Below are 26074 nucleotides of genomic sequence, written 5' to 3'. Positions count from 1 at the left end.
ATAGTTTAACAACTTGCCCAAGATGAGCATTTTAGATTCTTCACCAGACGAGCCAGATTCAGATCCATCGCCTGAATCTCAAAGCTCTCTCAATCAATGTTTAAATCAACACGAGCAATTAAAGCCACCTCAATTGAAAGTTGATGCGCCTTTGAGGATGGTGGAAACGGCATTTTTAGCTAGTACTGCTAGCTTAATTTGGTTTATTAATTTTTATTTTCCCTTGGGCCCGGTTTTACGGATATTTTTCCCTGTGCCGATCGCTTTAGTTTATCTGCGCTGGGGTAAACGCGCAGCTTGGATGTCAGCAGTTACCTCTGGGTTATTGCTATCGGTACTAATGGGGCCCGTCCGTAGTTTACTATTTGTTATGCCCTACGCTTTTATGGGGGTACTTTTAGGAGCAACGTGGTATCGTCGTGTACCCTGGATTGCTTCAATTATTTTAGGTACGCTGTTGGGTACTTTGGGAGTCTTTTTTCGGCTGTGGTTGTTATCTGTTTTATCAGGTGAAGATTTGTGGATTTATTTGATTAATCAGGTAACAGAACTGACTGAGTGGATCTTTTTAAAGCTGGAATTATTAGCTAGTCCTAGTGTATTTTTAATTCAACTAGGGGCGATCGCCTTGATCATATTCAATAATTTGATTTATCTGTTTATAGTCCACCTAGCAGCATGGTTGCTGTTAGATCGTCTGGGAAATCCCATCCCCCGTCCGCCACGCTGGGTGCAAGTCTTGATGGATTATGAGTGACTTGATTCAAATTTACACCCAAATAGAACAAGGTAAAGAATGGACTGCTAAGTATCGCGGTTGTTTGCCCATTTTTGCTTGTATTTTAGGTTTTACGGAAACAGGATTGATTCCAGGAATTTCAGCAGCTGGTCGCACTCCCGCAGATCGCAAATATACTGCTTGTGCTGATGCTGAGTTTTTATATTACGGCCCAGAACATCAGCCCCAATATTCCTTACCACCGCTAGCTGATGGAGCATCACCTGTACTACTTTCTCGTGCTGTAGTTGAGGCGCTGAAAATTCCCCTGTATTTATTTAATGCCGGTTTACCTCAACTTCCTGCTATGCCAACCATTGATTTGGGTGGCACGATCGCCAGGTGTTTAAGTGAAGGTGTGGCTATGGATCTAGTTATAGTACACCACCTATTTAAACAAGGATTGCTTTGGGGTGAGCGTCTTGCGGCTCAAACTCCACAGGGATATGTAATTTTAAGTGAGTGCGTTGTTGGAGGAACCACAACTGCTTTAGCAGTTTTGACAGGCTTGGGAATAAATGCTGTAGGAAAAGTTAACAGTAGCCATCCTGTTTGTAACCATGAGCAAAAATGGGCAGTGGTACAAGCGGGGCTAAAACAGGCATTTCCCGATAGAAAACTGATCATTGACCCTTTAGAACTCGTAGCGGCGGTAGGCGATCCAATGCAAGTGGTGGTAGCCGGGATGGCGATCGCTGCTAGTCGTAGTTGTGGTATTTTATTGGGGGGTGGTACACAAATGCTGGCAGTTTATGCTTTGAGTTGTGCGATCGCTCAAACTTATGGCTTACCTTGGCAACCAAAAGAAGTAGTCGTAGGCACAACACGTTGGGTAGCAGAAGACCCAACTAGCAGTACCATTGAGTTAGCCCTCAACTTAGGTCAAAAGAACCCTCCCCTAATAGCTACTCAGCTGAATTTGGCTAATTCTCGTTATCCCCAATTTCAAGCTTATGAACGGGGCTTTGTCAAAGAAGGTGTCGGCGCTGGTGCAGCCTGCATCGCCGCCTATTTGTGCCAAAATTGGCAGCAAAATCAACTTTTGGCAGCTATTGAAGACCAATTTGAGCGCCTGAGTCGATTCAATAGTCAATAACAAAATAACCGGACTCATAAAGCTTCCGGCAAATTCTGGGATATTGACTATTGAATAATCAGTAACTTGTCAAATATGCCTGACACCTCTGTGTTTAATATGCTTACTAAATAAGGGTTTCAAGATTGTCAAGAAAGATGTGACTAATGGATAGCTTTAGGAAAAGGGGAGCCACTGTGGTCTTTTCCCTTGGCGTAAGACGCTACGCTTAAGCCTACACGTAGCGTCTTTGTAGAAGAAAGGGATAAAGGTTAAATGCTAAGGGATAAAATACCTTTTTCACTTTATCTAGCCAAGTTCCCTTGGCAAACTACTAGTCCCTAGTCCTCTATCAAGATAGACTGCACTCAACAGAGAAATGCTATAAATTAGGCTTAACTAACCCATTGCTTGCACTGCACTGAGCATAAAATTAATCCGCTGCTCAAACTCTAGCTTTTTGATCATTGCTGTAAACTGATCCGTTTCGCCGGGCAACTGGTAGTCAGAAGGTACTTGGATGATGGTTCCGTTTTCCATTCCTTGTGCCAACAGCAGCCAAACCTCTAATTTAGCATTGGGACTTAGAGCATTATAGCCACGACTGATATCAGTAGCTGCCCCGTTAATAATGTCACGTTGTGCTTGCAGTTGTTTTTCGGGAGACAAGTTCTCAATTAGTTCAAACACTGCTCTACCAGGAGCTTCTACGCTTTGAGGAGGTGCTGGTGTTAGCTTATCCTTAATATCCAAGTAACCAAACCAAAGTAGGGCAAGTTGAGTATCTACATCAAAGCCTTGAAAAGTTTCTAAAGCTGGTCTTGCGGCTTCGTCAATTGTGTAAGTCATAAAAATTCCTAACAAGTTCAAGTTGTTCTAAATTTCTGGAGCTACTGATAAAATTTGTTTTCAGTAACTTTACACAAGTTAACGAATGCAACGAAATAGATACACCTACTAAGGGTAGGAATAGAACTCATTGCATAAGACAGATGCAAATAACTCAATTTGTTATAGATAGTTGGACAAAATTAACTTCATGGGTGGATTCAGGAAACTAGAGTACTATAAATATTTCAATTGGATTTGGATATTAGTGTTTGGGCCTGCAACAAAAATAGCAGCATCGCTAAACTTAGGGGCACTGGTGCGAACTTCTGGATTTCTAGAAAATCCGAAGCCTTCGACGGGCATCCCTAAATCATTACGATTAAGGTTAAGGTCGCTATTTTGATCATGCATAACAGCAACGGCGTAATTACCTGCTTTTAAGTTATCAAAGCTAATTTTCAAGGAAGTGTCGTCAATTTTGGTACACTGCCTTTGTAAAATGCGATCGCGGTTACTAGGAAATCCTTGACTACCAGCAAATATACTGGCGCAGACTTGCCCTACTTTGTTTCTCAATCCATCAATTTCTACTGTAAGTTTGCCATTGAAATTTGCTTTAGCGTTCAATGGCCATAACAAATTTCCCATAACAGCAAGTAACAATACGCTAAATCTCAATCCTTTGCCCATAATATTTTTAGGTGTGTTTTTTTATAGTATGTAAGACGCACATTCAGCTACATTTTAGGGTAGTAGGTGATACCCCCCAAAATCAAGTACAAAAGCGGCATAATAATTAGGGTAATCTAAGTTGTACATTTTTCTGAGCTTTTAAGGCGATCGCTTGCCCGTCAAAAACATCTACCCAATTGTTCATAATCCTTGCAGATGAGTGCTTCTAATAAACTTCTAAAATTACTTTTTATTTCTACTCCTGTGGGGCCCCTTGGTAGTGGACTCGGTGGCGGTGTGGAATTGAGTTTGTATAATGTCGCACAAGAAATGATCCGGCGTGGTCATCAATTGCAAATTGTGGCTCCTGCGGGTTCTACTACAAGCGATCTGCCCTTAGTGCAAATTCCTGGTAATTTACAAATCATTGCCCAAAGCCAAGAACGCACAGCCCCTGTTACTATGCCAGAAAATTCCGTGCTGGCAAATATGTGGGATTATGCTCGTCAGGTTCAGGATAATTATGACTTAATTGTGAACTTTGCTTACGATTGGTTGCCATTCTATCTCACACCTTTTTTTGATTGTCCAATCGTACACTTAGTCAGCATGGGTTCACTGAGTAATGCCTTAGACGCAATAATTAAACAAATAGCCAGTCAGTTTCCTGGTACGATTGGCTTTCATACTCAAACACAAGCTGACACTTTTGCTCTGAAGCAAGAGTGTCCTGTACTCAGTAATGGCATTGATTTATCACTGTATAATTTTTGCAGCCAACCAAAACATCAGTTAGTCTGGGTAGGTAGAATTGCACCAGAAAAAGGTTTAGAAGATGCAGTAGCAGCAGCGCAAACCACAAATATTCCCTTGAAAATTATGGGGAAAATTCAAGATGAATTATATTGGCAGAAAATTTGTGAGGATTATCCCAACGCACCTTTGGAATATCTGGGGTTTTTATCGACAAATCAAATGCAGCAAGTAGTAAGAGAGTGCAAAGCATCATTGATGACTCCTCATTGGGTGGAAGCATTTGGAAATGTCGCCATTGAAAGCTTGGCTTGTGGAGTGCCGGTGATTTGTTACCGTCGGGGTGGCCCAGTAGAAATTATTCAAGATGGCAAAACTGGTTTTTTGGTAGAACCTGACAGTATTTCTGGCTTGGTAGATGCGATCGCCCGCCTTGATGAAATTAACCGCGACACTTGTCGCCACCAAGCAGAAACAGAATTTTCTCTCTCAGCGTTAGGCGATCGTTTTGAAAAATGGTTTTATGGAGCAGAGAATAGGGAAAAAGCTTAACCCTTCTCTATGCAGCGATGCACTGAGCAGTTCGCCAGGCTCACTGTAACACTTGTCGAAGTGTCGAAATTCAGAGGAAAATTGAAACTTGAATTAGATGAATTTAATCATTTTTAACAACCTTGCCATATAGGCCAATAGGAACACATAGCACTGAAATACTCACCATTATGACTGATGGATGGGGTGCGACGAGATATGAACTTAGAAAGAGGTAGAAAGCTTAAATGCAAGAAATAATACAAAAACTACCAACTCTACAAAGTAAAAAGATATGACTACTGTTCTTCTGGAATTAGATATCCAAACACAGCAAATAGTCAAAGATGCAATTGCTGACTCTGGTGTTTCACTAGATGATTTTGTCACAAAAGCTTGTAGAGCTTATGCCAGAACTATCGCTAACAACAAAGTCAGACAAGTTGGCGAAGATTTAAATACCGCGTCTACAAAGCAACTAATGACAGATGGTTACAGAACTTACGCTAATAGGTCTGAGCAATTAATTAAACTGGCAATCTTGGCATTAGAAAATCACAACAATAACTGTACAAAGAAATCTCAAAAATGGCATATTAATCAAAACATTCTCCAATCTCTTACGAGAAGTAAACCCACAATCGTCAAGAAAATGTCGCAAAAGTACAAAACCAGGCTTGATGACCACAATAACAAACATGGTTTAAACCCCTATGACAATTGCAAGCCTGAGATCAAAATTGAGCAGTCTATAAATTTGGCTGAAATCGATATCTAGTAAGAGTTTCTAGATACCTTCAAAAGTTCAATGTCCTCAATCGGATAAAAAAGGCGAACCCGAAAGTTCGCCTCTAATTATGATGTTATGGTGTTGCTCGATTAAAACCTAAATTCTAAATTTTTGCTTCTTCTCTAACCAATTTATCCCAACCCAAATCTTTCAAATTATTATTCCGGCGTAGGGGACGAGTTACCAACTCTAGAATGTCACGGGCATTGGTAAAACCGTGAATTTGAGCAAAAGTGAACTCTACAGACCACTTGGTGTTTATACCGCGTGCTTCTAGGGGGTTAGCATGAGCCATACCAGTAATTACCAAGTCTGGTTTTAGCTCATAAATTCGCTGAAGTTGGTTGTAGTTATCCGGCTTTTCAACAATTTTAGGTATAGGTGCGCCCATTTCTTGGCAAGTCTTCTCTAAAAAGGCTAGCTCAGCAGCTTGATAGCGCTTATCCATGTAAGGGATACCAATTTCTTGAACTATCATCCCACAACGGATTAAGAACCTCGCTTGGGAGATTTCCAGCAAATTATCACCCATAAAGAATACAGATTTGCCACGAATCAATTTCACGTAATCTTCTAAGCTTTCCCAAATTTGCGCTTCGCGCTCGTCCAAACCTTTGGGAGTAATACCGAACACCGAGCAGATTTTCTCAATCCAAGCGCGGGTACCATCAGGGCCGATGGGGAACGGTGCGCCGATGAGTTTACATTTACGGCGACGCATTAAGGTGGTAGCAGTGCGACTTAGAAATGGATTGACACCAGCGACATAATACCCTTCTTCAATCACTGGCAGTTCAGTGAAGCGCTTTGCAGGTAGCCAACCAGAAACTTTGACACCATGTTTCTTCAGTTCTAAAGTTAACTGAGTCACAACAGGATCAGGAAGAGAACCGAAGAGAACTAAAGGTGGATGATCCACATACTCAGATTCTTCTTGGGCGACATCTTCTTTCTTTTTACCGAAGTTAAGCAGCTTTTGAATGGCGTTACGTTCGTTTTTGTCTGTTTCCGTCTCTGCTACGGGAGCTTTATCAGGGCAACGATTAGCCATTGCTGCTAATACGGTGTCTTCTCCTTGGGTGAAGGCGTAATCTAGACCATTAGCACGCGCTACGACAATGGGAATACCAATTTCGGATTCCAATTTTGGTGCTAAGCCTTCCAAATCCGTTTTAATAATTTCAGTAGTGCAAGTGCCTATCCATACGATTACACTGGGGTTGCGATCGCGCTTAATTTGTAAACATAACCGCTTCAGTTCTTCATAATCATTCAGTTGCGCGGAAATATCCCCTTCTTCTAACTCTGCCATTGCATAGCGGGGTTCAGCAAAAATCATCACCCCCATTGCGTTTTGTAAGAAGTATCCACAAGTCTTGGTTCCAATCACCAAAAAGAAGCTATCTTCAATTTTTTGGTATAACCACGCTACGCAGCTAATTGGGCAAAAAGTGTGGTAATTTCCAGTTTCACACTCAAAGCTTAAGGCTTCTGGTTGTTGAGCAACAGTCATTTCGGTTTTTCTCCCCTTGATTTTCAAGTTAGGAGTGATGAGTTATGAGTTGTTATTTCACGAACTCCTAACTCTTAACTCCTAACTTTAGTAACTAAGCATTGGGGAAGAGACGGGCAATCTCCGATTCATCAAAAACGCCTGCTGGTAGTTCTTCCCCTAAAAAATCGTTATTATCTTCACCCTTGTGCAAGGCTGTTTGATCGCCCCAGACATCTGATAACACGTCACTAAAGGCATTTTCTTCTTGTGTATTCAGTTCATCAAGAAGTTGCTCGTCTAGTTTTCCTTCGGTTGCAGTTGTTGCATCAAAGGAAATATCACCAAAATCATCTACTTGTATACTAGATGCTTGATGAGAGTCATCACTGGAGTTGTGCCCATTGGTTAAGGAAATATCTCCCAGTCCATTGTGGCTTTCCTGGATGGCAAACTCTTGAGCCATTGCCATTGCTTCTCTGGCAAAACTATTTGTATGGGAAATCGCCAAAGTTTCATCTTCGGAGTTTTCATTCCCGACGGCTGCTGACTCATATTGGTCTACCTCAGGTTCGGCTGGAGGCATAAAACGGTTCCCTAGAGCAATGTCTGGGTCAAAATGCAAATCCAACACCTCAATCAGCGTATCAGCGTCAGGATTCAATTTGGAAAAGGGCAACATTAACTGCGCTAACTTCGGTTCCAGCGCGTTGACAACGCCCAGGATGAGGTAAGAAGGTGGTCGCTTCCCGCCATCAGGGGTGTACACTGATTCAGTTTTCATGTGCAAGGTAATCCAGTCATGGTTTACCTGGAAGAATTGCAACCACTTTTGTCTTATTGAATCTGTAAAGCTATTGAAGAAAGCCATATTGTTCCTCATCCTGAGAACTTGATGATGTTATACAATCATCAAGTCTAGTTCCTCTTCTGAATTAGGAACCTGGGGTTTACCCGGATTTAGATAAAAATCGGATAACAAAGAGAACAATTCACGATCTGGTGAGTCGTTCGGTACAACTCCTTCTGGACGCGCCAAAATCTGGTCGGCGATGTTGAGGTAGTAATCGCAAACATAGCTCAGAGATGGATCAGACTCTGCCATTTCAAACAAAGTTTTACCCTTAACGCGAGAAACACGGATGTCTTCAATTAGAGGCAAAACTTCCAGAACTGGCATTGGTACGGCTTCTATATATTTCTCAATCAAGTCGCGCTTGGAAGTACGGTTGCCGATTAAACCAGCTAGACGCAGTGGATGAGTCCGGGCTTTTTCCCGCACTGAAGCCGCAATTCGATTGGCAGCGAATAAAGCATCAAAGCCATTATCAGTAACTATCAAGCAGTAATCTGCATAGTTGAGTGGCGCTGCAAAACCGCCGCACACAACGTCACCTAATACATCAAATAAAATGACATCGTATTCATCGAAGGCGTTGAGTTCTTTAAGTAATTTTACGGTTTCGCCAACTACGTAGCCGCCACATCCAGCACCTGCTGGTGGCCCACCTGCTTCCACGCAATCTACACCGCCATAACCTTTATAAATTACATCTTCAGGCCAGACATCTTCGTAGTGATAGTCTTTTTCTTGAAGAGTGTCGATAATTGTCGGAATCAAAAACCCTGTGAGGGTAAAAGTGCTGTCGTGTTTAGGGTCGCAACCAATTTGCAGGACTTTCTTGCCGCGTTTGGCTAGGGCGACTGAGATGTTACAGCTAGTTGTGGATTTGCCAATCCCACCTTTTCCGTAAACTGCTAGTTTCACTGTTGTTTGCCTCTTATAGTTTTTTGTCAAACTCGTGGCTCAAGCATTTGCCTTCACCTAGCCTCAGATGTCGGTATGAGGTACGTAAGTGTCATTATTGTCGAAATCACAGGGAAAAGAAAGGGGGCTGTAATCTCTAAAACGATTTTATTCGACTTATACAAGATTAAAAATGATTTTATTTAGACAAAAACCATTCAAAAACGCTAATTTAGTTTTTAAATCAATTAAAAATGTTTTTAGAAAACTTTTTTTATAAAAATAGTTACAAAAAAAAACGCTCTTAAATTGCTTGTAATATATGCTTTTCATAGATTTAGCTTATGCTTAGACAAATAGAAACCAAGGAAGATAAGCTGGATCTCAAGGTGATATGAGATCTTGGCAAACCCATACTGCAAATACTGCCGCACCTTTGTACAGAAGGATTTTCTTGGCAGGTTTTATTTAACTGTCAAGAATATATGATTGCTGTCTTTTAGATATCTGGGGCGATGGTGTAAAAAATTATTAATTTTGAAATATTAGCTCAATTTAATTAAAAGCTTTGACTGCAAGACATCAGGGGATCAAGTTAGAGTGTTCAATTTCTTGTAACGATTGCCAACCTGGCTGCCATTGGGAGCTGTCTTGTAATAGTTTGGCGTTGACCCAAAAGCGGACTTTGGGGTCACAGGCAGCGACCATTTCGGCATACACCCATTTACCTTGATTTTTACGGTTGACAACTTGAAAGTGTCTCCAGCCGTCTATTTTTTGCTGGGTTGTCCACTTAGAGCCAACTAGGTAAGGAAATTTCTGTTTTTTGGTCATTAGTCAAGCCTTCCCTTCGAGCATCACGCTGTATTTATTTTGACTTTTAACTTTTTACACCTCGGCTTCCCTACAGGACGCTTACGCGAACGCTCGGTGTAACCTTGAGCATAGTCGAAAGGTTACTTTTGACTTCCGCCTTGCGGTACTAGTTCTTAAAGACAATTATCTAGTCAAACTTACTGCCAGTGAAATCATGCAAAAAGCAGGTTTATGTTGTTAACATAAACTTGACAGGGAAAATTAGATTAATTCCTTCCTCAGCCAAAGATAATCGGCAACTATGGCATTAAATCTACCAATAATTCCAAATTGGGCAAAATTAGCTAGTTTCCTAGGTACATTACTGATTATTGTTATTAATGGTATTGTTGGAAACAGAGCAGACGAGTTTTTTCTCCAAGTACTACTACCATATTTAAAACAAACAATTAGGCTGGAATTGTGGTGGGCTGTTCTAGGCTTATTGATTGGTGTTTGCCCACTTTTAATTATCTTGAGGTACTACTATAAGGCTCATCAAATTGCAATCAAGTTGAACAAGTTGGATGAATCATTACTCTTGTTACTACCTGAATTATCAGCCAATCCTGACATTAACGAAGCTTTAAAGCGACTTTTTGAAGATTTTATTAGTAGAACGCTTGATGTGCTGCAACTTTTGGATGGTTGTGGGATTGCGGTTTATGCTCCTGATCCTAATGATTCAGATTTTTTGAATACTTGGTGTCAATTAGAATCACCCAATGAGAATAAAGAGAAAGCGCGTTTTTATATTGGTAGTGATACCAGCAGAAAAAGAGGAGTTGCAGGAAATACTTTTTTAGATAAAAATCGGAGAGTTGTACACTTAACCAGAAAAAATGGTGCTTGGCAAGCTGATAGTCATGAGTATGTTTTCTTAGTAGATAGTCGCAGCCGTCGCCGCCTGTCTTATAGAACTTTAATCACCATACCAATTAGCGGTGATGCCAATGATAATTTAGGTGTTTTGTGTCTCTATAGTAACAATATAACGGCATTTGACTCAATAGCAGTTCAAGATTTGTTGGTGGCGATCGCTGGTCGTCTGTCTGCTGCTATGCTACTCGCAAGAACTTATCGTGCCCAACCCATGACTACTATTTAGACATGAATTGTCAGTACTGTTAGCGAAATACTTAATTATGCTTTTGATTACCTGAACGGCAAGTTGACACCAAAAATTGCCATATTTTTGGCATAAAATGACTTCTGCTAGCTAATCCTAGAGTTACGGAACCATAGTCTGTGCCATATTTACGTTCGGCTTCTTGTAACTCAATATGGCTTATTTTGCCGCGCATATATTCTTTTGAGATATTGAGAAGAATAGATTGGCGTTCTTCAGCTGTTAAATTATGATGCCCTATAGCTTTCATCTTTGCCATTTACTGATATATACAGTTATTTAATGTATATTTTTTTATTTTAGGCTAGTTTTCATTTACTAGACTCATTTCTTAGCACAGAATTGTATTCTAACCAGAAATATTGCTTATTTACAATAATAATACATCTCAAATTCTATAATCTTAATATACTTATCAGTGATTACACAAGTAAATTTGCATATATCATTCTTAAATTTAATTGTCATACATCACCAATTACGTAAAGAAGGGAGTATATTTAGCTATTTAAGGTATAAAATATTGAATTTTGGCTTTGATTAATTATCCCTAGAAAAGAAAAATTGAACGTGAACGAAGAAAAGGTAATACTACTACTCCATGAAGACGTGAAGACCGATCCAGCTAGTTGTACGCCTATCCTTACAATTACCATATAAGAACAAGGCTGACTCTTGTTCTCTCTGCACTTATGCGTCTAGAGTGGTTCTCAATCAGCCTATGCAACCTACTAATCCCAATCAATTTACAGAAAAAGCCTGGGAAGCGATCGCCCATACCCCAGATATTGCTAAACAATACCAACAACAGCAGATAGAAAGTGAACACCTGATGAAGGCGCTGCTAGAACAAGAAGGTCTAGCTAGCAGTATTTTGACCAAAGCGGGTGTTAATTTACAAAAAGTCAGCGACCGCACCGAGCAATTTCTCCAACGTCAGCCAAAAGTCTCAGGTAACAGTACTTCCGTATACTTGGGTCGCAGCTTGGATACACTTTTAGATCGAGCTGACACATATCGTCAGGACTTTAAAGACGAATATATTTCAATTGAACACTTATTGTTGGCTTATGCCAAAGATGATCGCTTTGGCAAAGGTTTATTCCAAGAATTTGGTTTAGACGAAAACAAGCTCAAAAATATCATTAAAGAAGTTCGTGGGAGCCAGAAAGTGACCGACCAAAATCCAGAAGGAAAATATCAATCGCTGGAAAAATATGGGCGTGACCTCACAGAAGCTGCTCGTAAAGGTCAACTCGATCCAGTAATTGGGCGAGATGATGAAATTCGTCGCACTGTGCAAATTCTCTCTCGTCGCACCAAGAATAACCCTGTACTGATTGGTGAACCGGGTGTTGGTAAAACTGCGATCGCCGAAGGACTAGCACAGCGGATCATTGCTGGTGATGTACCCCAATCTCTCAAAGACCGCAAGTTGATTTCTTTAGATATGGGTGCTTTGATTGCAGGGGCAAAATTCCGGGGCGAATTTGAAGAACGCTTGAAAGCAGTATTAAAAGAAGTTACCGAATCCGGCGGCAATATAGTTTTATTTATTGATGAAATTCACACCGTTGTTGGCGCTGGTGCGACTCAAGGGGCAATGGATGCTGGCAACTTGTTAAAACCAATGTTGGCGCGGGGTGAATTGCGCTGTATTGGGGCAACAACTTTAGACGAATACCGCAAGTATATAGAAAAAGATGCGGCTTTAGAAAGACGTTTCCAGCAAGTTTATGTCGATCAGCCCAGTGTCGAAGATACTATTTCGATTTTGCGCGGACTGAAAGAACGGTATGAAGTTCATCACGGGGTGAAGATTTCTGATAGTTCTTTAGTTGCAGCCGCTACATTATCAAGTCGTTATATTAGCGATCGCTTCTTGCCAGATAAAGCGATCGATTTGGTAGACGAAGCCGCTGCCAGATTAAAAATGGAGATTACCTCCAAACCAGAAGAACTCGATGAAATCGACCGCAAGATTCTCCAATTAGAAATGGAGAAGCTATCTCTGCAAAAAGAAAGTGATGCTGCTTCGCGTGAACGCTTGGAAAGATTAGAAAAAGAACTTGCGGATCTCAAAGAAGAACAAAGAACCCTAAGCGCCCAATGGCAGTCTGAAAAAGATATCATCACCAAAATTCAGTCAGTTAAAGAAGAAATTGACCGAGTTAATGTGGAGATTCAGCAAGCAGAAAGAAACTACGACCTTAACCGCGCTGCGGAATTGAAGTATGGCAAGCTAACCAGCTTACATCGCCAATTAGAAGCGGTAGAAAACGAATTAGCAAATGCCCAAAGAACTGGCAAATCTTTGTTACGTGAGGAAGTCACCGAGGCTGATATTGCCGAAATTATTTCTAAGTGGACGGGAATTCCCATCAGCAAGTTGGTGGAATCTGAAAAAGAAAAACTACTGCACTTAGAAGATGAACTGCATCGCCGAGTGATTGGACAAGATGAAGCAGTTACAGCTGTCGCCGATGCCATTCAGCGATCGCGCGCAGGATTAGCCGACCCTAATCGTCCTATCGCTAGCTTTATCTTTCTTGGCCCTACAGGTGTAGGTAAAACCGAATTGGCCAAAGCACTAGCGGGATATATGTTCGACACCGAAGATGCACTGGTGCGAATTGATATGTCAGAGTACATGGAAAAACATGCTGTTTCGCGGTTAATTGGTGCGCCTCCAGGATACGTAGGTTATGAAGAAGGCGGACAATTAACTGAAGCGATTCGTCGTCGTCCTTATGCTGTGATCCTCTTCGACGAAATCGAGAAAGCGCACCCAGATGTATTTAATATCTTCCTGCAAATTCTCGATGATGGTCGTGTCACTGATGCCCAAGGTCGAAAAGTCGACTTTAAGAATGCAATCATTATCATGACCAGCAACATTGGTTCGCAATACATTCTTGATGTCGCCGGGGATAACTCCCACTACGACGAAATGCGCCGTCGGGTAATGGAAGCGATGCGAAATAGTTTCCGTCCAGAGTTCCTTAATCGGATTGATGAAATCATTATCTTCCACGCCTTAGATAAAAAGGAATTGCGGCAGATTGTGCTATTGCAAGTAGAAAGATTGCGGCACAGATTAGGCGATCGCAAAATGTCTCTCAGACTCTCGGATACTGCTGTTGACTTTTTAGCGGAAGTAGGATATGACCCTGTATTTGGGGCGCGTCCACTGAAGCGAGCAATTCAGCGGGAGTTGGAAACTCAAATTGCCAAAGCTATCCTGCGTGGCGATTTCAATGATGGCGATACCATATTTGTTGATGTACAAAATGAACGCCTTTCTTTCAGCCGTCTACCTGTTCAGGTCTTTACTAGTTAATCCCAGGCGGGTGGTCAAATTCTGGGTATGTCTCAGCAAAGCAGGAAAATAAGGGAAAAATTAGAATAAAAGAACGCTTATCCTCTTATTTCTCTTTTTTTCTGCTTTATCTATCTATCTCATGTTCTTGCTCCAAAGCTTGAAGTGCTTTATGATACTGTTCCTGGACATCCTGGCGGTCTTGCTCCTCTGGTAATCCCTCATGGCTACCTCGTTCAATCATGTCTGCATGACGACGCAAATTTTCTCGGTCTTGGGGGTTATGGGCGTAATTAGCAACAATAGTTATGGCTTCTAGTAGATGAATGGTGACTGCGGCATCAGAACGGCCGTACTGCCGAATTTGATTAAAGGCATCATTAACCATTCCTGCAAAAGTTATGGGTTCGGCAATCACTCGCAGTTTGTTGTCTTCATCATAGCGGTACGGTGAGGGAAATTCCCTTTGTACTAAATGGCATAATCCAGCGCAAAGTCGATCAATACAACGCATCGCTGTAAACGGATCGTTAATTCCAGGAGAAAGGGCGCGCATGGCAATTTCTACTAATTGATTAATGGGAAACGCTACATCCTGTTGTTCAGTGCGTTCTCTACCTAAAATAAATACCTGTTCAATTTGCTGAGTGAGTTTTCGATTCACTCGTTCACCAGGCCAAGCCATAGCCAACTCATTACCCTGGAATACAAACTTGCTTGGTCGAGACTTAATGTGAATTAAAAGATTGTGCTTAGTAGAAATATCCATTAATTTTTGATTATCAATTGCTTGGAGATAACCATCACCATTAGCTCTAATTGGGTAAGCCTGTAACTCGAAAGCAGTGGGAATTTCTCCTAGATGCAACTTGTGTTCTGGAGGATTAAGTCCAATTCTATTTGGAAATAGCCGATCAATTGCTTTATCTAGATCGTGACTAACACTTTCAATAACATGGGATGCTTGAATAATAGTTGATGCGTGATGAATAAAGTAAATTAGCACACCGATACTAACGATCGCTAGTATTAGACCGATTGTTACCGACAGATGGGGAACAAACAGATCATAATCTTCTCCATAAATAGTCCGCAGCACAATCAAGGAATAAATGAAAGTGGCAATAAATGTGCCTAAGACTAATTGATTACCTGTATCTCGCATAAAATTACGCAACAGCCGTGGCCCGAAATTGGCCGAAGCCAGTTGTAGAGCCACAATTGTGATCGAAAAGGCTGTAGCAGCAACGCTCACCATTGAACCAGCGATCACAGAAAGAACTGCTCGCGCTCCATCAGGGCCACCAGTGTAAATCCAACTTAAGCCATCAAAGCCGATTTGGCGGTCAAGGGTGATCATGGCAAACGCCAGGATGATTGCTCCTAGTGCGATGATTCCTGGCAAAAACCAGTAACTAGAGTGGAGTGCATCCCAAAGTTTTGCCAACTGCACGTTCTTCATGATTTGCTGTCAGATTTGTGGGGATCTACCTTGTTGTTGCCATTCTGCATTTGCACCAGTTGCTTGAGTGAACCACTGATGCTGCGTGGTTTGGGAACTTCGCTTTTACCTGCGGGCCAGCCTTCACGTTGACGAGAGCGATCGCCATCTGTCTCTTCGGTTTGGTCGTGGAATAAAACTTGTGTGGTAGGAAAGGGTAAGTCGATGCCGTTTTCTACAAGTTTGCGCTTGATTGCAGAGATCACCTGATCTCTTGAATCTAGAGAATCTGCCCGGCGCGGCGGACTAATCCACCACCGAGCGCGGATATTAACAGTGCTTTCGGCAAGTTCCATCACCAATGCATCAGGTGCTGGGTCTTTGAGTACAATATCTACACTGTGCATTGCTTCAAGCATTAACTGTTTTGTCCACTCCAGGTCATCGCCATAGCCAACGCCGATATCATATTCTAAGCGGCGGTTCTCGAAGGCAGTGTTCACCGTTACCGAATTGGTAAATAGCTCAGAATTGGGAATCACAATCCGGCGACCATCGTAAGTTCTAATGGTTGTAGCTCGTGTTTCAATATTTTCTACTGTACCTTCAAAATCTTTAAAAACAATTTGGTCATCGATTTGAAATGGCTCTGTCAACAATATTAAAATGCCAGCCAAGAAGTTTTGGAGAATATCACGAAAAGCAAAACCAATTGCGACCCCACTAATTCCCAATAGTTGCACTAAATCAGATGCCTTGATTGAAGGAATGACAATAGACAGGGCAATAAATAGACCAACCAGAATTGTAGCCCCTTGTGCTAATCGACCTAACACCATTCCCAGATTACGGGCTTGGCGGCGACCACGGGTCAAGCGCTTGACCAGTCTTTTAATTGACCTGCCAATAATTATAAATATTGTAAAAACAATTAATCCCAGCACAATATTGGGCAGCAGAATCAGGAAGTCGTTAGCCATCTTCTGCATTTTGTCCAAAAGTGCTGATATCTCTGCGTTCATCCAATTTCCTCACTCATCAGTCGTTGCTGATGATAGTCAAAAATGATGAATTTAAATTCCTCCTGAAGTCTGTATATTAGTGTTCTGTAAGATAGATTCTTGAAGCAATTCGTAATTCGTAATTCGTAATACTTGTCTTTGGTGAGAAGCAAGCTAGGTAATTAAGAAATTCAGATTTTATCTGGGTTTAATTGAGATAATTGGTATGGTGCGATCGCCTAATTTTTTATTTTGTTTTCTTGACTGAGCTTTCGTCTACGCATAATTCTCAAAACACGCTTGAATTTTTCAAAGTCTTCTTGATTTAATTCAGTTCTTTGCCATATTTCCCGCTGCATCAAACGCTCAAACCAATCTTTCAGTTTGGGATAATTATTAAAACTAAATCCCGACTTTGATAATAAAGACATATCTGTTCCGGCGACAATATCTGCTAAAGTCAACTGTTCGCTAGCAAAATAAGGACTATTTCCTAAACATTCTGTTAAAAAATTTAGGACTTTATCGATATGTTCTTTTGCTTGTAAAAGTTTTGGCGAATCTTCAGTTTCAAACATTAAATAAATTGCTTTTGGCAAGAGTTCATTTGTAACTGTCATTTGCACCATTCTGACTATGGCTAAAGCCTCAGCTTCTGTTGGTAATAACGCAGGTGTAGGATATTTAGTCTCTAAATAGTCCAAAATAGCCAGAGATTCTATTACTCGAAAACCTTGATCAACGATCACTGGAACATGATGAAATGGATTAATTGCCAAAAACTCCGATTGTAGTTGATCGCCGTTTAAGTTTAGTATAACTGACTCGAATGAAATTTCCTTTTCTAGCAAGGTTCTCCATACACGGCGAGCCATCGGTGAGCGCGGATTATAGTAAAACTTCAGCATGAATCATTGCTCCTAATATTGACAAACAAAAAGACCGAACGGTCTGTTAATGCCTAAAAAAATTTGCTTTTGGGAAATTCAGTTGTTATGAGTTACTTGTTGATAATATTTTATTGCAAATTTAATGTAACTAAATTTCAAACATCCACCTTGTAATTTAAGTTTAATTCATCACCAGTTAAACCCCGAATTCCCCAGTTAGCTGGAGACGTTTCAAAGATTGTAATTTCAATATCATTAACAGCGATATTTAAATTTTGATTAATATTCTTAATTAATCCATAAATTAAACGCTTTTTGGTTTCTAATGTGCGTCCCTCAAACATACTAATTTCAATGATTAAGTAATTTTCTGACCTATCTGATGGATAGTAAAAGTCAGTTTTATCCAGGGGAAAAAATCTCTGAAATCGTTTATCATGGGGAAGTTGCAACACCTCGATAATAGAGCTATGAATAATTTTTGCAAGCTCTGTTTTAATAGAGTTAAGTTTTTCTGCTAAACCGTAAACCTTAATTTGAACCATGAATTTAAAGGTAGCTTTCTATATATTGATTTAAATGATTAACTGCTCTTTGCATGTGAATAGAGTCTCCATAAAGCTTACTGATCATAATTGCTCCTTCTAAGGTTGCAGTTATAATAGTTGCCATTTCATCAGCATTAACTTCAGGGTGAATTTCACCCTTTGCAATTCCTGTTTCAATAATTCGCCGAATTAAATTTAGCCAAGAGTTCATCGCCTGTTGGGTTCGTTTTCGTAGCGCTGGGTGAGCATCATCACTTTCCACAGCAGTATTAAGTAATGGACATCCTCCTTGGATGGGTGGGTTGTCTGCAAAATTACTAAATACGCCAATAATTGCTTTTAAGCGCTCAACTGCATTACTTTTGCTACGTAAGGCAGATCTGTAATGCTTGCTGACACAAGCGATCGCAAAGTCAAAAGCTTGTAGTGCTAGCTCATCTTTACTGGGGAAATGATTATAAATTCCTCCTTTTTGCAATCCCGTTACACGCATAATGTCGGACATAGACGAGCCAGCATATCCCTGTTGGTTAAACAGTTCGGCGGCTTGTTGAAGAATCCTGGTTTTTGTGTGTTCGCCTTTAGACATAAAAGGTTTACCGACCGATTGGTCTGATTGATTTTAATACGAACTTTGTTTGAGAGTCAATAGCAGGCAAAATGCCTGCTAGAAGTTATAAATTCCTAAGCACAAAGAGTCAAAATCTTCTCGACAACCTCAAGACTGACATCTTGCTGTTCACCCAAAGGAACAAAACCACGTTTTTCAAAGCGCTCAATAATCACGGGAATCGTGTCTAGTCCGACACCATAATCAGACAAACGAGTTTGTACACCAACAGATTCAAAGAAGTTACGAGTTTTAGCGATCGCTTCCGTAATTCGTTCTTCTTCGGAACCATCAACAAGATTCCAGACTCGTTGTGCATACTGTAGAAGTTTTTGCCATTTGCGATCGCGTCTAATTGAGAGAGTGCTGGGTAAAACAACAGCTAAAGTTTGAGCATGATCTAAACCATGCACTGCTGTTAATTCGTGACCAATCATGTGGGTTGCCCAATCTTGGGGAACTCCTGCGCCAATTAATCCATTTAATGCCATCGTCGCGCACCACATCACATTCGCCCTAGCATCATAATCTTGCGGATTAGCTAAGGTTTTTGGACCTTCTTCAATCAGCGTTTGCAGGATAGATTCAGCCATCCGGTCTTGCAATGGCGCATTGACTGGATAAGTCAAATACTGTTCCATGACATGGGTGTAAGCATCGACAATACCATTGCTAATTTGTCTTGGAGGTAGGGAAAAAGTTGATTCTGGGTCGAGAACAGAAAATCGGGGAAACACTAAGGGACTAGCAAAGTAGAGTTTTTCTTGAGTTGCTCCTTTAGTGATAACCGAGGTCGGATTCATTTCCGAGCCGGTTGCTGGTAGAGTTAACACAGCACCAAAAGGTATAGCAGTTTTTATAGACGCTTGCTTGGCCAAGATATCCCAAGGGTCGCCTGCAAAATTAACCGCAGCGGCAATAAACTTAGTACCATCAACAACCGAACCACCACCAACGGCTAGTAAAAAGTTTATACCCTGACTCCGCACCACTTCAGCTGCTTTTAATAGTGTTTCTAAGTGGGGGTTGGGTTCGATACCGCCAAATTCAGTGACATCAAAGCCAGCCAACGCAGACTTCACCTGGTCATAAACACCATTGGTTTTGATGCTACCCCCACCGTAGGTCATGAGGATTTTGGCATCAGCAGGAATTTCGCCGCTAATATGGGCGATTTGACCCTTGCCAAACAGGATTTTGACTGGGTTGTAAAAAACAAAGTTTTCCATGAGTGATCAGACAAGGGAATCGGATTTTACCTTGAGTATTGTAATCACTTTCTTTATGTTCTCACCTGTACCCTTAGTTAAGGTGGTGTTTTTGATTTGCGATGAGTTGCAGGCGATCGCTATATAGCTTTTAACCACTACGACGGGTTATATTTTTCGATACCGAGAAATCCGGTTGAGAAAGTGATCCATACTTCGTTCTGCCAGAGCAGCAATAGTCAGTGAAGGATTTGAGCAAGCAGTTGAACCAGGAATAAGCGAACCACCTCCAACACCTGCGCCTCGATAGGCATTGATACCATTACCTCTTTTGACATCGAGAACGCCAGTATATACATCAATGGGAACTTCTGGAACTGGTGCGGGTAAAACTGTAGTGGAACTCAACCACGCAGCACGACCATCTGGGTTATCTGTTGTAGCGAAAGTATCACCTGCGTCAGTAATTCGCCATCGTCGCCCCCGTTCCAGTACTATTGTTTCAATTCCTGCCTGACCAAGGCGCAATGATGCGACTGCGCCACCAAAACCACTACCAATCACTATCGCCTCAACATACTCGTCAATACCAGTAGCAGAAGTACGAATAGCGGATACACCTACGCTGGCCGCCGCCGCCGATGCCTGAAGAAATCGACGACGATTTAGCATTTGGGACATGTTTTATCTTTCTCCTAATTTTTTGCTTGCCATGTTTGCGCGATTGTAAATCGTAGGTAGTTAGTCCAGCGACTTTGCAATTTTTGGTAGTCGCAGGCAAAAATTTTCAATTTGGGAAATTTGAATTGATTTACAATAATCATTACTACGAGTATCAGGTTAATACCCAGTAAGCAACACTGCTTATTTAAGTAGAATTATGGGTATTTTTTGTTAAAGAAAAGGTTAAGCTTCGGCAATGTGTTGACACGAACGCTTGACTGTTTGATGAAATGATCACTTTCTCAGCTATTATGCCTTTAAATTACACAGTCACTTCCTAAGTTTGTTAATTGCTGATCGTTAACAGTCAAGGCTTCGGCTTCGCTCAGCCTTGACCCTGAGCGCAGTCGTTCGCGTAGCGTCTCGCAGAGAAGGGTCAACAATCCATACGAAAAGATGTGCAACTTAGATGCATGACAGCTAAATTTGATCAACAACACTATACTTTCAACCTCAAGGGGTTTGGAAATAGGAACAAATATCCTTTAGGCTGAGTTAATGTATTTTTTCACAGAGAATGTGACAAATGAGCGATCCACAGAAGAACCATATCAAGATTGATCCGGCAACCCTCGTTTTAATTGTGTCTGTTCTGATACTTCTGCCTCTGCTGATTACTGGCTTTTTCTTTCAATGAGGTTGACAGTTTACGAGTTGAAAATGAAATAGGTGCGTTATTGCTGTTAACGCACCTAATCAAGCTCAAATTATTTTGGTAAAACTAGCCGTAGTGCTGCTAAGAGTTGGTCAACGCTTTCTTGACGGCTGTTAAAACCCATCAATCCTACTCGCCAGACTTGACCAGCGAGTTCGCCTAGACCGCCGCCAATCTCAATATTATATTCATTCAGTAACTGTTGAGCGATCGCTTTACCATCTACTCCTGCTGGAATACGGACTGTGGTTAGGGTTGGCAGTCGGTACTCCCGTTCAACATGCATACTCAGTCCCAAGTCTTCTAAACCTTCCCAGAGATACTCTACATTTTTTTGATGACGCTGCCAGCAGTTTGCTAGTCCCTCTTCTGCCACCAAACGTAGGGCTTCCCGTAGACCATAGTACAGGTTAATGGGTGCTGTATGATGATATGTGCGTTCTTTGCCCCAATACTTACTCAGCAACGACATGTCCAAATACCAGTTTGCCACTTTTGTACTGCGTTGCTGTAACTTCTCAACTGCACGCGGACTCATGGTAAAGGGTGAAGCACCAGGAGAACAACCCAATCCTTTTTGGCTACAACTATAAGCCAAGTCAACTCCCCAAGCATCCAAAAATATCGGGACACCACCAAGACTTGTTACCGTATCTACCAATAACAAAGTGCCAAACTCACGACACAGTTCACCAACTCCTTCTAAAGGTTGACGTGCGCCTGTGGAAGTTTCGGCATGAACTAAAGCCAAAATCGTCGGACGATGAGTTTCTACAGCAGTGCGGAGTTCATCTAATGTGAAGACTTGCCCCCACGGTTTGTTAATAGTTCGCACATCTGCACCATATCGTCCAGCCATATCTACGAGGCGATGACCAAAGTAACCAGCTACACCAATCAAAACTACATCACCGGGTTCTGTGGCGTTGGCAATGGTTGCTTCCATAGCGGCTGACCCTGTACCGCTGACTGCAATGGTCAGGGGGTTTTCTGTTTGCCAGACATATCGCAACAAAGATTGAATTTCATCCATGAGTGCCAGGAAAGCTGGGTCAAGATGCCCAACTGGTGAGGTATTCATCGCCTGGAGTACTGCGGGATGGGCATTTGAAGGCCCTGGCCCTAAAAGTAACCGCGATGGAATTTCTAAAGGTTGGAGTTGCAAACGCTGAGTGTCATTAATTGAGATTGTTGGCATCATAATTAGGTTCTAGCCTAGACGATACTTACCGGATCATAGAGCGATCGCATCACCAATGTTTTAGTCAAACTTTTGTTTATAGGAAAAAGCTATATCTAGCAACAAGCTGATGCACGTCTTTGCGATAAAGCTTTACAGTGAAGTTAAAGGGGGAAATAATAGCTCCACATCACAGCATAATGAGCCAACGATTTCTGAATTTACTTGCGTAGGTAGGGAACACAAAAGAAGTGATATGAGGTTTACTGAGTTTTTTCACGCAATCAAACCTGAGTCCCATAGATAAAATTTATAACTTATCGTTTATAATTCAAACTTAATATAATAAATTAAATATATTAGCAGTCTATTTTAATAGAAAAATCATGATTTTTGCAGGCAAACGACCAAATAATTTAGGTGTTAATAACGGCAAATTAGCACCTTGCCCTAACTCTCCTAATTGCGTGTCTAGTCAGAGTTTAGATACAGTCCACGCAATTGCACCATTAAGTTTTACTTCAACTCCAGAACAAGCTTTAACTAAGCTCAAAAGTGTCATTGAGTCTTTACCTAGAACTAAAATTATTACTGAAAACCAAGATTATTTATATGCAGAATTTAAGAGTAATTTGATGGGATTTGTAGATGATGTAGAGTTCTATTTAGACCGTAATGCGAATGTGATCCAAGTTCGCTCAGCCTCGCGCTTAGGTCAGAGCGATTTAGGTGTCAATCGTCAACGCATAGAGACGATTCGTGCCAAATTAAAAGAAGCTTAGATTAATATCGCGCTTCTCGGTTGTGGGCAGTATATTCCTGTGACAAAAAAAGATTAGTAACTAGAGATTAGTTCATTTACTTTGGTTCCATTCACCTTGCAGGTAATTGGTAATGGGTTTCTTTAAACTACCCATTATCAATTAATTATCTAAAAAAACTAACCGCGGCGGCTACCTAAACCAACTGTATTGCGGACATGCCCATTATTAGCAAATCGCTCTTCCAGAATCTGTTGATAAACTGCTTCATAACCATCGGTCATCCGCTGAAGACTAAAACGATCTTCAACATGCTTGCGACAAGTGTAGCGATCTAACTCGGTTATTCTGCCGATGGCGCTGATGCACTCTTCAATATTATTGCAGAGAAAACCTGTTTTTTCGTGGGCAATTACTTCTGTTGTAGACCCCAGTTTCATAGCTACAACTGGTGTTCCAGCTGCCATTGATTCAACCATCACTAGCCCAAATGGCTCTCGCCAAGTGATCGGGAAGAGAGTTGCAACTGCACCTCCCATCAGAGCATTTTTTTGTGTATGGTTAGCTTCACCCAAATATTTAATTTGCTTACCGTCAATTTGTGGCTTAATTTCCTGCTCAAAGTATTCCACATCCACAACATCTACCTTCCCGGCGATTTTTAAACGCCAACCCGTTTGTTTTGCAATGGCGATCGCTAGATGTGTTCCTTTTTCTGGAGAGATTCGCCCTAAAAATGCTAGATATGGGGGATCTTCCGGTTGGGCATGAAATTTATAACTGCTGACATCAATTCCGTTGTAAACCGTTTTTACATAGTTTAACCCTAACCTCAGTTCTCGCTGTGCATCAGAAATACTGACAAAAGGTTGATGTTTAGCGTGTTGAAACATCTTTTCATTATCAGGGGTAAAAATTCCGTGCAAAGTATGAACTGTGGGAGTTTTTACCAGATTCGCATAAGGTAGTGACGAGCAGCACAGATGGGAATGAATAATGTCAAATTCCTCTGCCCGTTCATATACTAGACCTAATTGCAGCATTTCGTAGATACCCCGTTCCTTGACATTAGGATCGAGTCTGAGGGCACGAGGATGAACTGATACTAACTCTGCCAAACTCAGAGAATCTCCCGATGCAAATAGTGTGACTTCATGTCCACGTCTGACTAACTCATCAGTCAATAAAGCCACTACTAGCTCTATTCCTCCATAAGCTAAAGGTGGAACTCTTTCTGATAATGGGGCTACTTGAGCAATTCGCATCACCAACCTCCTACAAAATAAAATTTGAATTACAGGTATCTGTTTTGATTTCAAATGTGTTTATAAGTTATTAATGTCGCACAATAAAATAACTTCAAACACCAACTTTGTTTTTAATAACTTCCAAATACTAGTCTTTGATGGATGATTTATTTGTCTACCTTAGTAGGGAAATCAGCCTCTTCTTAAGAAGGAAAAAACATTTTAATTAAATAAACAATGTTAAAGTTAAGATTTTCTGGCTCTTATCCCAAAATATTGCTGTAATTAGTCAAATTTGCCGCATCATATAATGTCTAACAAAAAGTCTGAGTATTTGTAATCCTTGATTTTTGAAAATTTTTATTAACGCAAGTTGGGCAATTAAATAAAATTACCTCCTTACTTAGGAGGATGTTTGTAAATATATGCTTTCTGGTTGCATAAGTCTGGTAGTAGAGGAGTCTAGCTGTCTGCTTTGATTTGAAGCAACTATCTCCCCATGAGCGACTGACCAAGAAGCGGAGGAGCAGGGAGCAGGGGGAGCAAGCCCTGCCCAAAGCCGTGGAGTAGAGCGGAACATGGGTATCAAGCCCCGTCTTCCTAAGACGTTCTGATTGGTCGGGGTACAAGCTCCGTCCAATCCTTCCCCCTGCTAAGCGCTCCCTGCTCCCCTGCCTCTTTTGATGGACGAATCTTTGTCCATCGGGGAAGTAAGCTACGCGCAGTGTCTTTGACAGTAGAAAGACAACAGGGGAGAAAGAAATATGAGCTATATTGAATTTTTTAAAAAATAAAATACTAGTCTTAATATATTGATTTTTGCATAAAAATAAGCTACATTTACTAGCCATACAAATAAAATAATAGTAAGCGTGAATACTTCTCCTTCTCTAAAAAGACCGCGTGTCGCATGGCAGGCGGTTTTCTCAGTAATTATATTTATATTTATGTACCTGCCTATACTGGTACTTGGTTTTTATAGTTTTAATCAATCGCCTTATAGTGCGAGTTGGCAAGGTTTCACCCTTGATTGGTATAGCAAATTGTTCAGCGATGAAAGGATTTTATCAGCTTTAAAAAACAGTTTGATAGTTGCCTTTTGTGCGGTAGGTATTTCCGCAGTCCTGGGAACTTTAATGGCAGTGGGATTGGCGCGTTATCAATTTCCAGGTAAGAAATTGTATCGTGGTATTTCTTACCTACCATTAATTATTCCTGATATTGCGATCGCTGTAGCCACACTAGTATTTTTAGCAGCATTTGCCATCCCTCTAAGTTTGTGGACAATTGTGGCGGCTCATCTGGTTTTTTGTCTAGCTTACGTCGGGCTTGTGGTTTCTTCACGGCTGACTAACTTAGATCCCCACTTAGAAGAAGCAGCATTGGATTTAGGAGCCACACCAATACAAGCCTTCACAAAAGTATTACTGCCTCAATTAATGCCTGGTATTATCGCAGGCTGTTTGCTGGCCTTTGTACTAAGCTTAGATGACTTTCTCATCGCTAGCTTTACTGCAGTTAGTGGAGCTAACACCCTACCAATGGAAATTTTTAGTCGTATTAGAACCGGAGTTAAGCCTGATATTAATGCTCTCAGCATTCTCTTAATTTCAGGATCTGCAATTGTTGCGTTGATAGCTGAATTAATTCGCGCTTTTGGAGAGAAAAAGTAATAATATTTGTGGATGCATAAGTCAAGAATATTTTTAGTGATTTTAATTGAGTATTAAAAATGCATATTCAATTATTACAATGAAATTTTAATTGTTCAATATTACCGTAATAGCACTGAGGTCAATTAATCAATATCCTTAATAAGATAATGTTGCTTTTATGAT

24 protein-coding genes and 1 pseudogene are annotated in these 26074 nt (G+C 41.0%); 9 read left to right on the top strand and 16 right to left on the bottom strand.

Annotated elements, in window-relative coordinates; all coding sequences use genetic code 11:
* The first annotated feature begins 22 nt into the window (after positions 1-22).
* Both I8751_RS11435 and cobT read left to right on the top strand, forming a co-directional pair.
* Entirely contained in the window at positions 23-757 is a 735-nt protein-coding gene (locus tag I8751_RS11435; protein WP_214439280.1) for a DUF2232 domain-containing protein, read from the top strand.
* 1 nt (position 758) lies between these two features.
* Positions 759-1874, top strand: a complete 1116-nt coding sequence (gene cobT, locus I8751_RS11430) for a nicotinate mononucleotide-dependent phosphoribosyltransferase CobT (RefSeq protein WP_214439287.1) — start codon at positions 759-761, stop codon at positions 1872-1874.
* A gap of 378 nt (positions 1875-2252) precedes the next feature.
* Here cobT and I8751_RS11425 read toward each other — a convergent pair whose 3' ends face one another.
* Positions 2253-2702, bottom strand: coding sequence for an orange carotenoid protein N-terminal domain-containing protein (locus I8751_RS11425; protein WP_214439279.1), 450 nt, complete (start codon positions 2700-2702; stop codon positions 2253-2255).
* A gap of 216 nt (positions 2703-2918) precedes the next feature.
* The gene (locus I8751_RS11420; RefSeq protein ID WP_214439278.1) at positions 2919-3374 is read right to left on the bottom strand and encodes a DUF2141 domain-containing protein; all 456 of its coding nucleotides are present in this window, start codon (positions 3372-3374) and stop codon (positions 2919-2921) included.
* A 198-nt stretch (positions 3375-3572) separates the two neighbouring features.
* Here I8751_RS11420 and I8751_RS11415 point away from each other — a divergent pair, with 198 nt between their 5' ends.
* Together I8751_RS11415 and I8751_RS11410 are read left to right on the top strand one after the other, a co-directional pair.
* The gene (locus tag I8751_RS11415; protein WP_214439277.1) at positions 3573-4661 is read left to right on the top strand and encodes a glycosyltransferase family 4 protein; all 1089 of its coding nucleotides are present in this window, start codon (positions 3573-3575) and stop codon (positions 4659-4661) included.
* 274 nt (positions 4662-4935) lie between these two features.
* Complete coding sequence (locus I8751_RS11410; RefSeq protein ID WP_214439276.1) at positions 4936-5418, top strand: hypothetical protein; 483 nt, start codon at positions 4936-4938, stop codon at positions 5416-5418.
* 115 nt (positions 5419-5533) lie between these two features.
* Here the strand turns inward: I8751_RS11410 and I8751_RS11405 are convergent, their stop codons facing one another.
* The 4 genes from I8751_RS11405 to I8751_RS11390 form a co-directional block, all read right to left on the bottom strand.
* On the bottom strand, positions 5534-6943 hold the full coding sequence (locus I8751_RS11405) for a ferredoxin:protochlorophyllide reductase (ATP-dependent) subunit N (protein WP_214439275.1): 1410 nt from the start codon (positions 6941-6943) through the stop codon (positions 5534-5536).
* A gap of 94 nt (positions 6944-7037) precedes the next feature.
* Positions 7038-7793 (bottom strand): DUF5331 domain-containing protein, encoded by a 756-nt coding sequence (locus tag I8751_RS11400; RefSeq protein ID WP_214439274.1) that lies wholly within the window; start codon positions 7791-7793, stop codon positions 7038-7040.
* 30 nt (positions 7794-7823) lie between these two features.
* Positions 7824-8690: a ferredoxin:protochlorophyllide reductase (ATP-dependent) iron-sulfur ATP-binding protein gene (gene bchL, locus I8751_RS11395; protein ID WP_214439273.1), complete on the bottom strand. Its 867-nt coding sequence runs from the start codon at positions 8688-8690 to the stop codon at positions 7824-7826.
* Between the two features lie 561 nt (positions 8691-9251).
* Entirely contained in the window at positions 9252-9503 is a 252-nt protein-coding gene (locus tag I8751_RS11390; protein ID WP_214439272.1) for a TIGR02450 family Trp-rich protein, read from the bottom strand.
* Between the two features lie 283 nt (positions 9504-9786).
* Between I8751_RS11390 and I8751_RS11385 the strand changes: the two genes are divergently transcribed.
* Positions 9787-10632: a hypothetical protein gene (locus I8751_RS11385; protein ID WP_214439271.1), complete on the top strand. Its 846-nt coding sequence runs from the start codon at positions 9787-9789 to the stop codon at positions 10630-10632.
* A gap of 31 nt (positions 10633-10663) precedes the next feature.
* On the opposite strand, the gene I8751_RS11380 is transcribed toward I8751_RS11385, so the two are convergent.
* Complete coding sequence (locus I8751_RS11380; RefSeq protein WP_214439270.1) at positions 10664-10903, bottom strand: hypothetical protein; 240 nt, start codon at positions 10901-10903, stop codon at positions 10664-10666.
* Between the two features lie 471 nt (positions 10904-11374).
* On the opposite strand from I8751_RS11380, the gene clpB reads away from it, so the two are divergent.
* Positions 11375-13993, top strand: coding sequence for an ATP-dependent chaperone ClpB (gene clpB / locus I8751_RS11375; RefSeq protein ID WP_214439269.1), 2619 nt, complete (start codon positions 11375-11377; stop codon positions 13991-13993).
* Between the two features lie 106 nt (positions 13994-14099).
* Here clpB and I8751_RS11370 read toward each other — a convergent pair whose 3' ends face one another.
* From I8751_RS11370 to I8751_RS11345, 6 genes are all read right to left on the bottom strand, one after another.
* The gene (locus I8751_RS11370) at positions 14100-15434 is read right to left on the bottom strand and encodes a DUF2254 domain-containing protein (RefSeq protein ID WP_214439268.1); all 1335 of its coding nucleotides are present in this window, start codon (positions 15432-15434) and stop codon (positions 14100-14102) included.
* Positions 15431-16435 carry a mechanosensitive ion channel family protein gene (locus tag I8751_RS11365; protein ID WP_214439267.1) on the bottom strand — a complete coding sequence of 335 codons (1005 nt, stop codon included), beginning with the start codon at positions 16433-16435 and terminating at the stop codon, positions 15431-15433. The genes I8751_RS11370 and I8751_RS11365 overlap by 4 nt, the downstream gene beginning before the upstream one ends.
* A 218-nt stretch (positions 16436-16653) precedes the next feature.
* On the bottom strand, positions 16654-17322 hold the full coding sequence (locus I8751_RS11360) for a glutathione S-transferase family protein (protein ID WP_214439266.1): 669 nt from the start codon (positions 17320-17322) through the stop codon (positions 16654-16656).
* Positions 17323-17459: 137 nt separating this feature from the next.
* The gene (locus I8751_RS11355) at positions 17460-17849 is read right to left on the bottom strand and encodes a tautomerase family protein (RefSeq protein WP_214439265.1); all 390 of its coding nucleotides are present in this window, start codon (positions 17847-17849) and stop codon (positions 17460-17462) included.
* A 4-nt stretch (positions 17850-17853) separates the two neighbouring features.
* Positions 17854-18441, bottom strand: coding sequence for a TetR/AcrR family transcriptional regulator (locus tag I8751_RS11350; protein ID WP_214439264.1), 588 nt, complete (start codon positions 18439-18441; stop codon positions 17854-17856).
* A 95-nt stretch (positions 18442-18536) separates the two neighbouring features.
* Positions 18537-19691: an iron-containing alcohol dehydrogenase gene (locus I8751_RS11345; protein WP_214439263.1), complete on the bottom strand. Its 1155-nt coding sequence runs from the start codon at positions 19689-19691 to the stop codon at positions 18537-18539.
* On the opposite strand from I8751_RS11345, the gene I8751_RS30050 reads away from it, so the two are divergent.
* On the top strand, positions 19690-19818 hold the full coding sequence (locus tag I8751_RS30050; RefSeq protein WP_263973499.1) for a hypothetical protein: 129 nt from the start codon (positions 19690-19692) through the stop codon (positions 19816-19818). The two genes, I8751_RS11345 and I8751_RS30050, sit on opposite strands and share 2 nt — an antisense overlap.
* A 119-nt stretch (positions 19819-19937) precedes the next feature.
* On the opposite strand, the pseudogene I8751_RS11340 reads toward I8751_RS30050, so the two are convergent.
* Together I8751_RS11340 and I8751_RS11335 are read right to left on the bottom strand one after the other, a co-directional pair.
* Positions 19938-20351: pseudogene (locus I8751_RS11340) on the bottom strand (twin-arginine translocation signal domain-containing protein); the annotation flags it as partial.
* A 749-nt stretch (positions 20352-21100) separates the two neighbouring features.
* Complete coding sequence (locus I8751_RS11335) at positions 21101-22249, bottom strand: alanine--glyoxylate aminotransferase family protein (protein ID WP_214439262.1); 1149 nt, start codon at positions 22247-22249, stop codon at positions 21101-21103.
* Between the two features lie 365 nt (positions 22250-22614).
* Here I8751_RS11335 and I8751_RS11330 point away from each other — a divergent pair, with 365 nt between their 5' ends.
* Entirely contained in the window at positions 22615-23010 is a 396-nt protein-coding gene (locus tag I8751_RS11330; RefSeq protein WP_214439261.1) for a DUF1499 domain-containing protein, read from the top strand.
* 158 nt (positions 23011-23168) lie between these two features.
* Here the strand turns inward: I8751_RS11330 and I8751_RS11325 are convergent, their stop codons facing one another.
* Positions 23169-24254, bottom strand: coding sequence for a glycosyltransferase family 4 protein (locus tag I8751_RS11325; RefSeq protein ID WP_214439260.1), 1086 nt, complete (start codon positions 24252-24254; stop codon positions 23169-23171).
* Positions 24255-25183: 929 nt separating this feature from the next.
* On the opposite strand from I8751_RS11325, the gene I8751_RS11320 reads away from it, so the two are divergent.
* Entirely contained in the window at positions 25184-25909 is a 726-nt protein-coding gene (locus tag I8751_RS11320) for an ABC transporter permease (protein WP_214439259.1), read from the top strand.
* Positions 25910-26074 lie beyond the last annotated feature (165 nt).

The sequence above is a fragment of the Atlanticothrix silvestris CENA357 genome, assembly GCF_016056295.1.
Classification (GTDB): domain Bacteria; phylum Cyanobacteriota; class Cyanobacteriia; order Cyanobacteriales; family Nostocaceae; genus Atlanticothrix; species Atlanticothrix silvestris.
Note: the sequence above shows the minus strand (reverse complement) of the source record. Positions and strands in the feature narration are given on the sequence as shown.

Coding starts and splice junctions, on each gene's coding strand:
- I8751_RS11345 (WP_214439263.1), bottom strand. CDS start 19,691: ATGGAAAACTTTGTTTTTTACAACCCAGTCAAAATCCTGTTTGGCAAG.
- I8751_RS11400 (WP_214439274.1), bottom strand. CDS start 7,793: ATGGCTTTCTTCAATAGCTTTACAGATTCAATAAGACAAAAGTGGTTG.
- I8751_RS11335 (WP_214439262.1), bottom strand. CDS start 22,249: ATGATGCCAACAATCTCAATTAATGACACTCAGCGTTTGCAACTCCAA.
- I8751_RS11390 (WP_214439272.1), bottom strand. CDS start 9,503: ATGACCAAAAAACAGAAATTTCCTTACCTAGTTGGCTCTAAGTGGACA.
- I8751_RS11405 (WP_214439275.1), bottom strand. CDS start 6,943: ATGACTGTTGCTCAACAACCAGAAGCCTTAAGCTTTGAGTGTGAAACT.
- I8751_RS11425 (WP_214439279.1), bottom strand. CDS start 2,702: ATGACTTACACAATTGACGAAGCCGCAAGACCAGCTTTAGAAACTTTT.
- I8751_RS11360 (WP_214439266.1), bottom strand. CDS start 17,322: ATGCTGAAGTTTTACTATAATCCGCGCTCACCGATGGCTCGCCGTGTA.
- I8751_RS11410 (WP_214439276.1), top strand. CDS start 4,936: ATGACTACTGTTCTTCTGGAATTAGATATCCAAACACAGCAAATAGTC.
- I8751_RS30050 (WP_263973499.1), top strand. CDS start 19,690: ATGAGTGATCAGACAAGGGAATCGGATTTTACCTTGAGTATTGTAATC.
- I8751_RS11385 (WP_214439271.1), top strand. CDS start 9,787: ATGGCATTAAATCTACCAATAATTCCAAATTGGGCAAAATTAGCTAGT.
- I8751_RS11350 (WP_214439264.1), bottom strand. CDS start 18,441: ATGTCTAAAGGCGAACACACAAAAACCAGGATTCTTCAACAAGCCGCC.
- I8751_RS11435 (WP_214439280.1), top strand. CDS start 23: ATGAGCATTTTAGATTCTTCACCAGACGAGCCAGATTCAGATCCATCG.
- I8751_RS11325 (WP_214439260.1), bottom strand. CDS start 24,254: ATGCGAATTGCTCAAGTAGCCCCATTATCAGAAAGAGTTCCACCTTTA.
- I8751_RS11330 (WP_214439261.1), top strand. CDS start 22,615: ATGATTTTTGCAGGCAAACGACCAAATAATTTAGGTGTTAATAACGGC.
- clpB (WP_214439269.1), top strand. CDS start 11,375: ATGCAACCTACTAATCCCAATCAATTTACAGAAAAAGCCTGGGAAGCG.
- I8751_RS11365 (WP_214439267.1), bottom strand. CDS start 16,435: ATGAACGCAGAGATATCAGCACTTTTGGACAAAATGCAGAAGATGGCT.
- I8751_RS11370 (WP_214439268.1), bottom strand. CDS start 15,434: ATGAAGAACGTGCAGTTGGCAAAACTTTGGGATGCACTCCACTCTAGT.
- I8751_RS11320 (WP_214439259.1), top strand. CDS start 25,184: ATGTACCTGCCTATACTGGTACTTGGTTTTTATAGTTTTAATCAATCG.
- I8751_RS11355 (WP_214439265.1), bottom strand. CDS start 17,849: ATGGTTCAAATTAAGGTTTACGGTTTAGCAGAAAAACTTAACTCTATT.
- I8751_RS11415 (WP_214439277.1), top strand. CDS start 3,573: ATGAGTGCTTCTAATAAACTTCTAAAATTACTTTTTATTTCTACTCCT.
- I8751_RS11420 (WP_214439278.1), bottom strand. CDS start 3,374: ATGGGCAAAGGATTGAGATTTAGCGTATTGTTACTTGCTGTTATGGGA.
- I8751_RS11380 (WP_214439270.1), bottom strand. CDS start 10,903: ATGAAAGCTATAGGGCATCATAATTTAACAGCTGAAGAACGCCAATCT.